The organism is Streptomyces sp. NPDC001568, from assembly GCF_042893755.1.
Lineage (GTDB): Bacteria > Actinomycetota > Actinomycetes > Streptomycetales > Streptomycetaceae > Streptomyces.
Window position 1 is genome coordinate 111,569 of the sequence record NZ_JBIAVF010000007.1, and the last position, 11,830, is coordinate 123,398.

General features: G+C 71.4%; 8 protein-coding genes and 1 pseudogene. All 9 read left to right on the forward strand.

Annotated features, from left to right (window positions below; translation table 11 throughout):
- Window positions 1-57: 57 nt before the first annotated feature.
- Entirely contained in the window at window positions 58-999 is a 942-nt protein-coding gene (gene mreC / locus ACFY0I_RS14805; RefSeq protein WP_388894692.1) for a rod shape-determining protein MreC, read from the forward strand.
- 12 nt (window positions 1,000-1,011) lie between these two features.
- Entirely contained in the window at window positions 1,012-1,716 is a 705-nt protein-coding gene (mreD, locus tag ACFY0I_RS14810; RefSeq protein ID WP_388894695.1) for a rod shape-determining protein MreD, read from the forward strand.
- Between the two features lie 13 nt (window positions 1,717-1,729).
- Window positions 1,730-3,910 (forward strand): penicillin-binding protein 2, encoded by a 2,181-nt coding sequence (mrdA, locus tag ACFY0I_RS14815; RefSeq protein ID WP_388894697.1) that lies wholly within the window; start codon window positions 1,730-1,732, stop codon window positions 3,908-3,910.
- A gap of 19 nt (window positions 3,911-3,929) precedes the next feature.
- Window positions 3,930-5,129 carry a rod shape-determining protein RodA gene (gene rodA, locus ACFY0I_RS14820; RefSeq protein ID WP_388894700.1) on the forward strand — a complete coding sequence of 400 codons (1,200 nt, stop codon included), beginning with the start codon at window positions 3,930-3,932 and terminating at the stop codon, window positions 5,127-5,129.
- Window positions 5,130-5,266: 137 nt separating this feature from the next.
- A complete protein-coding gene (locus ACFY0I_RS14825) occupies window positions 5,267-6,892 on the forward strand; it encodes a CHAD domain-containing protein (RefSeq protein WP_388894702.1) in 1,626 nt (541 codons plus the stop codon).
- Between the two features lie 72 nt (window positions 6,893-6,964).
- On the forward strand, window positions 6,965-8,890 hold the full coding sequence (locus ACFY0I_RS14830) for a TIGR03960 family B12-binding radical SAM protein (protein WP_388894705.1): 1,926 nt from the start codon (window positions 6,965-6,967) through the stop codon (window positions 8,888-8,890).
- Window positions 8,891-9,039: 149 nt separating this feature from the next.
- On the forward strand, window positions 9,040-10,440 hold the full coding sequence (locus ACFY0I_RS14835) for a hypothetical protein (protein ID WP_388894708.1): 1,401 nt from the start codon (window positions 9,040-9,042) through the stop codon (window positions 10,438-10,440).
- A gap of 128 nt (window positions 10,441-10,568) precedes the next feature.
- Complete coding sequence (locus tag ACFY0I_RS14840; RefSeq protein ID WP_388895326.1) at window positions 10,569-11,348, forward strand: TIGR03936 family radical SAM-associated protein; 780 nt, start codon at window positions 10,569-10,571, stop codon at window positions 11,346-11,348.
- Between the two features lie 233 nt (window positions 11,349-11,581).
- Window positions 11,582-11,830 (forward strand): annotated as a pseudogene (locus ACFY0I_RS14845) (hypothetical protein); the annotation flags it as partial.

Below are 11,830 nucleotides of genomic sequence, written 5' to 3' on the forward strand. Positions count from 1 at the left end.
CTCCACCGGAGCGGCTCCGCCGCACGGGTATCTACGAGGAAGGCACGGCCGCCGCACGTGAGGGACACACGAGAGAGCCGGCTGCTCCTGGTGCTTCTGATCGCCATCGCGTTCGCATTGATCACGGTGGACATCAGAGCGGGCGAGGAGTCTCCGGTCGACGGTGCCCGGCAGGCCGCCGCGGCGGTCTTCGGCCCGGTGGAGAAGGGCGTCGCGACCGCGGTGGACCCGGTCGCCAACGCCATAGGGGCGGTCCGCGACTCCGGTGAACGCCACAACCGGATCGCCACGCTCGAACGCGAGAACAGCATGATGAAGGCGAAGCTCGGCAGCGAGGACCAGAACCGCAGCCGGATCCGCGAACTCGACGAGATGCTCAAGCGGGCCGGCGCCGGCCAGTACGGCATCAAGGGCGCCGAGGTCATCGCCATAGGAGCGGCCCAGGGCTTCTCCTGGACCGTCACCATCGACGCCGGCAGCAAGGACGGCATCGAGCGCGACATGACCGTCCTCAACGGGGACGGCCTCGTCGGCCGGGTCGCCACCGTCGGCCCCGACACCTCCACCGTCGTCCTCGCCAACGACCCCGACTTCACCGTCGGAACGCGGCTGGAGAAGACCAACGAACTCGGCTTCGCCACCGGACAGGGCGACCGGGCACTGTCCGTGCAGATGCTCAACGGCAAGGCGAAGGTGAGCCCGGGCGACCGGCTCGTCACCTTCGGCTCGCGCGGGAACAAGCCCTTCGTGCCCGGCGTCCCGATCGGCGAGGTCGTCAAGGTCGACCCCTCGCGCGGCGACCTGACCCGGACCGTGTGGATCCGCCCGTACGTGGGCTTCTCCCGCCTGGACATCGTCGGCGTCGTCGTCATGCCCCCGCGCGAGGACCCCCGCGACGCGGTCCTGCCGCCCAAGCCCGAGGCCCCCAAGCCGACCCCGACCGTCACGGTCACGGTCACCCCGTCCGCCGGCGTGTCCGGCAAGCCCGCCGACGAGTAGGAGCTGACCGTCATGCGCTTCAACCGGATCCTGCTCTCGGCCACCCTCGTCGTGGTCGCCCTCGTCGTCCAGGTCTGCGTACTCGGCCGGCTCCAACTGCCGGGCGCGGTACCCGACCTCGTCCTGCTGACCGTCGTCGCCCTCGCCCTGGTCTACGGGCACCTCAGCGGCGCCCTCATCGGCTTCGGCGCCGGGCTGCTCACCGACCTGGCGCCGCCCGCCGACCACGCCGCCGGGCGCTACGCGCTCGTGCTGTGCCTGATCGGCTACCTCGTCGGCCTGGTCCGGCCCGACAACGGACGGTTCCGCTCGGCCTGGGGGCCGATGCTCACCGTCGTCGCCGCCGCGATCGGCTCGACCCTGCTCTACGCCGGGGTGGGCGCCCTCGTCGGCGACACCGCCGCCCGGCACGTGGGTCTGACCGGGCTGGTGTTCACCGCCACCCTCTACGACCTGCTCCTCGCGCCCTTCACGGTGCCGTTCATCATGGCCCTGGCCCGGCGCGCCGAGAACGACCCGATGGCGGTCGAGGCCGGCGGCGGACCGCCCCAGGGCAACGACGTGTCCAGCGGCTGGCTCGCCGGCGGCACCGGACTGCGCATCGGCAGCCAGCGCGGCGGCCTGCGCCTGAAGACCGCACGGGGCCGTGCCAACCGGGCCGGCCGCATAAAGGGCGTCAAGGCAGTGAAGAGCGTGAAGAGCGTCAAGAAACTGTGAGACGGGAGCGGACGTGAGCAACATCCCCGAGACCGGCCGCACCTCCCGGGTGCGGATCCGCCTGGTCATCATCCAGGTGCTCGTCCTCTCCATGTTCGTCACCCTCGGCGGACGCCTGTGGTACCTCCAGATCCGCAACGGCGAGGAGTACTACCACGAGGCGAAGAGCAACCACGTCCAGCGGGTCGTGCAGCCCGCCGTGCGCGGTTCGATCCTCGACGCCCGCGGCATCGCCCTCGCCGACAACGAGACCCGCCTGGTCGTCTCCGCCAGCCGCACCCAGCTGATGAAGATGAAGGACCGGGGCAAGGCCGTCATGACCCGCCTCGCCAGCGTCCTGGACATGGCTCCGAAGGAAGTCATGGACAAGGTCCGGCTCTGCGACTCCGAGACCCCCAAACCCTGCTGGAACGGCTCCCCGTACCAGCCGATCCCGGTCACCCTCGAAGCCACCACGCAGCAGGCACTGCAACTGCGCGAACGCCCCGAGGACTTCCCCGGCATCACCGCGGAGCCCACCGCCGTCCGCCGCTACCCCGCCCCCGGCGGGACCCGTACCGCGCAGGTCCTCGGCTACCTCTCGCCCGTCACCGACGCGGAGATCCAGAAGGCCAAGGACACCGACTCGCCGCACCTGCGGTCCGACCAGGTCGGCCGCTCCGGCATCGAGCGCACGTACGACACGCAGCTGCGGGGCAAGGCGGAGGTCACCTCGTACGAGGTCGACAACCTCGGCCGGGTCATGGGCCAGACCAAGTCCGACCCGGGCGTCCCCGGCGCCACGCTCGTCACCAGCATCGACGCGCGGGTCCAGTCCGTCGCCGAGTTCGAACTCCAGCAGGCGATGAAGACCGTCCGCAACGAGACCGACAAGATCACCGGCCGCAAGTACGAGGCCGACTCGGGCGCCGTCGTCGTCATGGAGACCAGGACCGGCCGCATCGTCGCGATGGCCTCCCAGCCCGACTACGACCCGAACGCCTGGGTCGGCGGCATCTCCGGCACGGACTACGCCAGGCTCACCAGCAAGAGCTCCAACTACCCGCTGCTCAACCGGGCCATCCAGGGCCAGGCGCCCGCCGGTTCCATCTTCAAGGTGGTCTCCGCGAGCGCGGCCGTACGGGCCGGATACGACTTCGACGGCAAGTACAACTGCAGCAGCTCCTACAGCCTGGGCGGCCGCAGCTTCGCCAACTTCGAGTCCAAGGGCCACGGCCCCATCACCCTCGGGGACGCCCTCAAGTTCTCCTGCAACACCGTCTTCTACGCCCTCGGCCACAAGGAATGGCAGCGCGACGGCGGCCTCAAGCCCAACAAGGACACCCACGACTGGTTCTACCGGACCGCCCGCGAGTTCGGGCTCGGCTCGGAGACCGGGGTCGACCTGCCGAACGAGGTCACCGGCCGGATCCCCGACCGCCGGTGGAAGAAGAGCTTCTGGGCGGCCAACAAGGACTCCTGGTGCAAGCAGGGCAAGAAGGGCGGCACCTACGTCCAGCAGATCGCCTACGAGAGCTGCCTCGAAGGCAACCAGCTCAAGGCGTTCGACAGCATCAACTTCGCCATCGGCCAGGGTGACGTCCTCGTCACCCCCATCCAGATGGCCACGGCCTACGCCGCCATCAGCAACGGCGGCACCCTCTACAACCCCACCGTCGGCAAGGCCGTGATCAGCCCCGACGGCAAGCGCGTCGACATGATCAAGCCCGCCTCCCACGGCCGACTGCCCATCGACGCCAAGACCATCAACGACCTCGACAAGGGCCTGCGCTCCGTCGTCGCGCCCGGCGGCACCGCCGCCTGGCGGTTCGGCGGTTGGCCCCTCGACAAGATCCCGATGCGGGCCAAGACCGGCACCGCCCAGGTCTACGGCAAGCAGACCACCTCGTGGCTGGCCACCTACACCGACGACTTCACCATCGTCATGACGATCTCCCAGGGCGGCACCGGCTCCGGCGCCTCCGGGCCCGCCGTCCGCAACATCTACAACGCCATGTACGGGCTCGACATGGCCGGCAACCAGGACCTGAAGCGGGCCCTGCTGCCGAAGCCGCAGGCACAACTGCCCAGGGTCAACCCGGACGGCTCCATCGAGGCCCCCGAGATCAAGCCCTACGTGCCGCCGTCCCCGGAGGAGCTGGCCCCACCCGCGCTCGCCGGGCCCCCCGCCGCACCCCCCAAGCACCAGGACTGAGGACCGAGGACCGCACGACATGCAGACCGCCAACAAGTTCTCCGTCTCCCGGTACGCGCCCGAGCGCGGGACGGTGGCCAAGCTGACCGCCCGCGACTCCGTCGTGCGCCGGCTCGACTGGCCGATACTCCTGTCCGCCCTCGCCCTCTCCTTCATCGGCGCCCTGCTGGTGTGGTCGGCCACCCGCAACCGGACCCAGCTGAACCAGGGCGACCCGTACTACTTCCTGTTCCGGCACGCCATGAACACCGGCATCGGCCTCGTGCTGATGATCGGCACCATCTGGCTCGGGCACCGCACCCTGCGCGGCGCCGTACCGGTCCTGTACGGACTCTCGCTGGTCCTGATCATCGCGGTGCTCACCCCGCTGGGCGCCACCATCAACGGCGCCCACGCGTGGATCGTGATCGGCGGCGGCTTCTCGCTCCAGCCCTCCGAGTTCGTGAAGATCACGATCATCCTGGGCATGGCGATGCTGCTCGCGGCGCGGGTGGACGCGGGTGACCTCGCCCACCCCGACCACCGCACCGTCGTCAAGGCGCTGTGCCTGGCCGCCGCCCCCATGGGCATCGTCATGCTGATGCCCGACCTCGGCTCCGTCATGGTGATGGTCGTCATCGTGCTCGGCGTCCTGCTGGGCTCCGGCGCCTCCAACCGCTGGGTGCTGGGCCTGATCGGCTCCGGCGCCGGCGGGGCGATCCTGATCTGGCAGCTCGGTGTCCTCGACGAGTACCAGATCAACCGTTTCGCCGCCTTCGCCAACCCCGAACTCGACCCGGCGGGCGTCGGCTACAACACCAACCAGGCCCGCATCGCGATCGGCTCCGGCGGACTGACCGGGTCCGGCCTCTTCAAGGGCTCCCAGACCACCGGCCAGTTCGTGCCCGAGCAGCAGACCGACTTCGTCTTCACGGTCGCGGGGGAGGAGCTGGGCTTCCTCGGGGCCGGGCTGATCCTCGTCCTGCTCGGCATCGTGTTGTGGCGCGCCTGCATGATCGCCCGCGAGACCACCGAGCTCTACGGGACGATCGTCTGCGCCGGCATCATCGCCTGGTTCGCCTTCCAGGCCTTCGAGAACATCGGCATGACGCTCGGCATCATGCCGGTCGCCGGTCTGCCGCTGCCCTTCGTGTCCTACGGCGGATCCTCGATGTTCGCCGTGTGGATCGCGGTGGGCCTGCTCCAATCCATCCGGGTGCAACGGCCCCTGTCCGCCTGACGGCGGGCGGGGCCGAACGGGCGCCCCACGGCGGGGGCCCCACGGCGGGGCCGGAGGCGGGTCGGGACGTTCCCGGCCCGCCTCCGGTGCGTCGTGGCGCCCTCCCGCCGCGGCCCGAACCGGTCTAGATTCGGTTCATGGCGGACAGCAAGCGTGAGATCGAGCGGAAATTCGAGTTCCCGCCCGGCACGGCCGGGAAGCCCGGGGAGGACGCCAAGCTCCGGAAGGGCGACAAGCCCCGGAAGGGCGACAAGGCGGGCAGGCGCGCGAAGTCCGGGGCGGACCCGGCCCGCGTCCCGGACCTGACCGGCACCGCCGGGATCGCGGAGACCCGGGACCGGGGCACCGTCCTCCTCGACGCCGTCTACTACGACACCCCCGACCACCTGCTCGCCGCAGACGGCGTCACCCTGCGGCGCAGAACGGGCGGCGAGGACGCCGGCTGGCACCTCAAACTGCCCGTCTCCCCGGGAGTCCGCGACGAGGTCCACGCCCCGCTCGCCGACTCCGAGGGCGGCTCCGACTCCGTACCCGCCGCCCTGGCCGCCCTCGTACGCTCCCGGACCCGGCAGCAGCCACTGGAACCGCAGGTCCGACTGGTCTCCTCCCGCGACCTGATCCACCTCCTCGACGCCGAGGGGAACCTGCTCGCCGAGCTGTCCACCGACGCCGTCCTCGCCGAGCGGGGCTCCGCCACCGCCGAATGGACCGAGGTCGAGGTCGAACTCGCCGACGGGACGGACCCCGCACTGCTGGACGCCGTCGAGAAGACCTTCCACGAGGCCGGACTCCGGGTCTGCGACGCCCCCTCGAAACTGGCCCGCGCCCTCGCCGAAACCGGCGCCGCGCCACCCGCCCCGCCCGGCCCGGAGGCCGCCGACGGATCGGCCGGCGCGCACGTGCTCGCGTACCTCCGCGAGCAACGCGACGTCCTCGTGGCGCAGGACCCGGCCGTCCGCCGCGACCTCCCGGATTCCGTGCACCAGATGCGCGTCGCCACCCGCCGACTGCGCAGCGCCTTCAAGAGCTACCGCAAGGTCCTGGACCGCGAGGTCACCGACCCGATCGGCGAGCGGCTGCGCCGACTGGCCGCCGAACTCGGCGTCGACCGCGACCAGGAAGTGCTGGCGGAGCGGCTGCGCGCCCGGCTCGACGAGGTGCCCGCCGAGCTGCGGCTCGGCCCGGTCGCCGACCGGCTGCGGACCTGGGACACCGCCCGCCGCCGGGCCTCCCGGGGCCAGGCCCTGGCCGCACTCGACAGCGCCTGGTACGCGGCCCTGCTGGACGCCCTCGACGCCGTACTCGCCGACCCGCCGCTGCTCAAGGCCGCCGCCCGGCCCGCCGAAAGCGTCCTGCCCAAGGGCATCCTGCACGACGACGAGCGACTCACGGAGCGCGTCGAGCACGCCCTGGCGATGGAGCCGGGAGCCGACCGTGACGTGGCCCTGCACGGCGCCCGCAAGGCCGCCAAGCGGGCCCGGTACGCGGCCGACGCCGCCCGATCGGCCCTCGGCAAGCCGGCGAAACGGATGTCGAAGGCCGCCAAGTCCGTCCAGACCCTGCTCGGCGACCACCAGGACAGCGTGGTCTCCCGCAAGGCGCTGCGCGGCATCGCCGAACAGGCGGCCGGCGCGAGCGAGGCGTCCTTCACGTGGGGTCTGCTGTACGCCCGCGAGGAGGCGTTCGCCGAGCGCCTCGAACGGGAACTCCCGGACGTCTGGGCCCGGGCGGGCGATCCGGAGCTCAGGTCCGCACTCAAGTGATCATGTGGGCAGGGCGTAGCGGCCCTCGGGGTACGCTTGAGAGTCGCCCCCTGCCCGCTTCACGAAAGTCGCGTGATGTCCGAGTCGGTCTTCCCACAGCTCGAAGCTCTGCTCCCGCATGTGCAGAAGCCCATCCAGTACGTCGGTGGTGAGCTCAACTCCACGGTGAAGCCGTGGGAGAGCGCGGACGTCCGCTGGGCGCTCATGTACCCGGACGCGTACGAGGTCGGGCTGCCCAACCAGGGCGTCATGATCCTCTACGAGGTGCTGAACGAGCGGGAGGGCGTCCTCGCGGAGCGCACCTACTCCGTCTGGCCGGACCTCGAAGAACTGATGCGCGAGCACAAGGTCCCGCAGTTCACCGTGGACAGCCACCGCCCGGTCGGCTCCTTCGACGTCTTCGGACTGTCGTTCTCCACCGAGCTCGGCTACACCAACATGCTGACGGCCCTGGACCTCGCGGGCATCCCGCTGGAGGCCAAGAACCGCACGATCGACCACCCGATCGTCCTCGCGGGCGGCCACGCGGCCTTCAACCCCGAGCCGATCGCGGAGTTCATCGACTGCGCCGTCATCGGCGACGGCGAGCAGGCCGTCCTCGACATGACCGAGATCATCCGTGCGTGGAAGGCCGAGGGCCGCCCCGGCGGTCGCGAGGAGGTCCTGCTGCGCCTCGCCAAGACCGGCGGCGTGTACGTCCCGGGCTTCTACGACGTCGAGTACCTGCCGGACGGCCGCATCGGCCGTGTCGTGCCGAACCGCTCCGGCGTGCCGTGGCGCGTGTCCAAGCACACCGTCATGGACCTCGACGAGTGGCCGTACCCCAAGCAGCCCCTGGTCCCGCTCGCCGAGACCGTCCACGAGCGGATGTCCGTGGAGATCTTCCGCGGTTGCACCCGCGGCTGCCGTTTCTGCCAGGCCGGCATGATCACGCGCCCCGTGCGGGAGCGAAGCATCACCGGCATCGGCGAGATGGTGGAGAAGGGCCTGAAGGCGACCGGCTTCGAGGAGGTCGGCCTGCTGTCGCTGTCCTCGGCCGACCACACCGAGATCGCCGACATCGCCAAGGGCCTCGCGGACCGCTACGCGGACGACAAGGTGGGCCTGTCCCTCCCGTCGACCCGCGTGGACGCCTTCAACGTGGACCTCGCCAACGAGCTGACCCGCAACGGGCGCCGGTCGGGCCTCACCTTCGCCCCGGAGGGCGGATCCGAGCGCATGCGCAAGGTCATCAACAAGATGGTCTCGGAAGAGGACCTGATCCGGACCGTCGCCACCGCGTACGGCAACGGCTGGCGCCAGGTGAAGTTGTACTTCATGGTCGGCCTGCCGACCGAGACCGACGAGGACGTCCTCCAGATCGGCGACATGGCGGTGAACGTCATCGCCAAGGGCCGCGAGGTGTCCGGGCAGAACGACATCCGCTGCACGGTGTCCATCGGCGGGTTCGTGCCCAAGCCGCACACCCCGTTCCAGTGGGCGCCGCAGCTGTCCGCCGAGGACACCGACGCCCGCCTCGGCAAGCTCCGCGACAAGCTGCGCGGCGACAAGAAGTACGGCCGCTCCATCGGCTTCCGCTACCACGACGGCAAGCCGGGCATCGTCGAGGGCCTGCTCTCGCGCGGCGACCGCCGCATCGGCGACGTCATCCGCGCCGTGTACGAGTCCGGCGGCCGGTTCGACGGCTGGCGCGAGCACTTCTCGTACGACCGCTGGATGCGGGCCGCCGAGAAGGCGCTGCCCGCGTACGGCGTGGACGTGGCCTGGTACACGACCCGCGAACGCACGTACGAGGAGGTCCTGCCCTGGGACCACCTGGACTCCGGTCTCGACAAGGACTGGCTCTGGGAGGACTGGCAGGACGCCCTCGACGAGACCGAGGTCGAGGACTGCCGCTGGACCCCGTGCTTCGACTGCGGCGTGTGCCCGCAGATGGACACCCAGATCCAGATCGGCCCGACCGGCCAGAAGCTCCTGCCGCTGTCGGTCGTGAAGTGACCCCCGGCCGATCCGGCCGCTGAAGCACCGGACGCGTGCCCCCACCGGAAACGGTGGGGGCACGTTCCTTTTCCCGGCTTTTTCCGCGCGGCCGTTCCTTCGTGCCCCGTGGCCGCAACGGCTCGGCCCCGGGGTGTGTCCTTCAAGGCATGGAAACCGAGAAGCCACAGCCCGTGCCCGGCGGCGAAGGGTGTTTGGTGGGGGTCCTGCGGGTTCCCGTGAAGATCGTCGCCGTGCTGGTCGTCCTGCCCGTGCGCCTGCTCTGGGACCTGCTCGTCCTCGCCGCGCGCACCATCCACCGGCGCGCCCTGCGCCCGGTCGGCGCGGCCACGGCCCGGCTGTGCTCCGCCCTGTACCGGTACGTCCTGAACCCGCTCGGGCACGGGATCGCGTGGCTGGGTCGGGGGGTCGGCCTCGTGGTGCGGTGGCTGGCGCTGGGTCTTCTGTACTGGCCGTGGGTGGGCCTGTGGCGGTACGTGCTCGTTCCGGTGGCGACCGCCGTCCACCGGTACCTGCTGGATCCGGTGTGGCGGTACGTGTTGACCCCGCTCGGGCGCGGGCTGCGTTGGTTCCTGCCGAGGGCGTTCGCCGCGGTTTTCGTGTGGCCGTGGGTCGGGCTGTGGCGGTACGTGCTGATTCCGTCGGGGCACGGGATCGCGTGGCTGGGTCGGGGGGTCGGCCTCGTGGTGCGGTGGCTGGCGCTGGGGCTTCTGTACTGGCCGTGGGTGGGCCTGTGGCGGTACGTGCTCGTTCCGGTGGCGACCGCCGTCCACCGGTACCTGCTCGGCCCCCTCGGGCGCGGACTCGTACGGGCGGTCCTCGCGTTCGGCGCGTACGTCCTCGCGCCCCTCGGTCGGGGCATCGTCCGGCTGCTCGCCGCCGCCCACCGGTACCTGCTGGCCCCGGTCGCGGGCGGGGTGTGGCGGTACGTTCTGACCCCGCTCGGGCGCGGGCTGCGTTGGTTCCTGCCGAGGGCGTTCGCCGCGGTTTTCGTATGGCCGTGGGTCGGGCTGTGGCGGTACGTGCTGATTCCGTCGGGGCACGGGATCGCGTGGCTGGGTCGGGGGGTCGCCCTGGTGGTGCGGTGGCTGGCGCTGGGTCTTCTGTACTGGCCGTGGGTGGGCCTGTGGCGGTACGTCCTGGTTCCGGGCGGCACCGTGACGTACCGGTACCTGCTCGCCCCGCTCGGCCGGAACCTGTACCGGTACCTGCTCAGCCCCCTCGGACACCTCCTCGTCTCCGCCTGGCGACTCGCCGGGCGGATCAGTCGCGCACTCGGCCGCGGACTGCTGTGGCTCTGGCGCGGCTGCGTCGCCCGCCCCTGGGCCTGGGTCCACCGTCACGTCGCCACACCGGCCGGACACGCCCTCCGCGCCGTGTGGCGCAGCTCCCGCACCGCGGTACGGGAGGCCCGCGAAGAGGTGCGTCGCCTGCTGTTCGGTACTCCTCCCGGGGAACCGACGAGGTCACGGGCGCGTACTCTGGGTAGTACGAAGGCCGCAGGCAACGCGCCCGCTCCCGAGATCTCCCTGCGCAAGACGCAGGGGTGAGCCGGAGGCAGGGCGTGGCCGGCAGGCCCCCAAGGACACTCAGGGCGACGTGCGAGCCGCGACGCCCCGCACAAGGAGAAGAACCACTGGGCAAGCGACAGCCCGAAGGCCCGCCTCCCGCACCGGTGGTGCAGCGCATTCGACTGCGTTACACCAAGCGTGGCCGCCTCCGGTTCACCAGCCACCGAGACTTCCAGCGAGCCTTCGAGCGGGCCCTGCGCCGCGCCGAGGTCCCCATGGCGTACTCGGCCGGCTTCACCCCGCACCCCCGCGTCTCGTACGCGAACGCCGCGCCGACCGGTACCGGCAGCGAGGCCGAATACCTGGAGATCGCCCTTGCGGCCTCCCGGGACCCCGAAAAGCTCCGTGCCCTGCTCGATGAGTCCATGCCCACCGGGCTCGACATCATCGACGCCGTCGAAGCCCACACCTCGGGCCTCGCCGACCGGCTGACGGCCTCCGTGTGGGAACTGCGTCTGGAGGGCGTCGAGCCTGCGGACGCGGAGCGCGCCGTCACCACCTTCCTCGCGGCCGAGGCCGTGGAGGTCCAGCGCCGCACCAAGAACGGCGTGCGGACGTTCGACACCCGCGGGGCCGTGGTCAGCCTCGAAGCACTTCCGGCTGAGGCTGATAGGCCGCTGGACAATGCTTGTGCGATACTGCGGCTGGTTGTTCGGCATTTGACACCTGCCGTGCGACCCGACGACGTCCTGTCCGGTCTCCACGCTGTGGCCGACCTCGCGCCGCCGGTCCCCGCAGCGGTGACCAGGCTGGCGCAGGGGCTCTTCGACGAGGAGTCCGGCACGGTGACCGACCCGCTCGCGCCCGACCGCGAGGCCGTCACGGCCGCCCCACCCACGGCCGCCGTAACGACCGACGCGAAGGCGCCGGAAGGTCCCGCCGCGTAGGGATCGTCGTTGTCGCGCCGCCCTGGCACTCGGGAGCCACCTGGGTCGGGCAGCGCATTGACCTGAAGACTTCCGCCAGGCCGTACGGACAACACGTACGGAACCGGCGGCCATGGACTACAGCTCCCGTGTGGCGAACGCGCCCCGGAGGCCGGCTCCGCGCTCATTACGCGGCAGCCGTGCCGGACCGGACGTCAGCCGCGGCGCCCGGGAGCGTGACGGGAGAACCCCGCATGCTCAACACCGAAAACGAGAACACCCCCGCCGCCGACAGTGGCAGCCCCAGCGACAACCTGCCCCCGCGCAGGCGTCGCCGCGCCGCTTCCCGGCCGGCCGGCCCGCCCGGCGGCGTCGCCGCGGCTGCCGAAGCCCCCGCCGCGGAGGCCCCCGCGCCCGTCGTGGAGGAGCCCGCCGCCGCTCCGGCGCCGCGTGCCCGTCGTCGGGCCACCCGCGCCGTCGCCGCTCCGGCCGCCGTCGAGAAC

Coding starts and splice junctions, on each gene's coding strand:
- mreD (WP_388894695.1), top strand. CDS start 1,012: ATGCGCTTCAACCGGATCCTGCTCTCGGCCACCCTCGTCGTGGTCGCC.
- rodA (WP_388894700.1), top strand. CDS start 3,930: ATGCAGACCGCCAACAAGTTCTCCGTCTCCCGGTACGCGCCCGAGCGC.
- ACFY0I_RS14825 (WP_388894702.1), top strand. CDS start 5,267: ATGGCGGACAGCAAGCGTGAGATCGAGCGGAAATTCGAGTTCCCGCCC.
- ACFY0I_RS14835 (WP_388894708.1), top strand. CDS start 9,040: ATGGAAACCGAGAAGCCACAGCCCGTGCCCGGCGGCGAAGGGTGTTTG.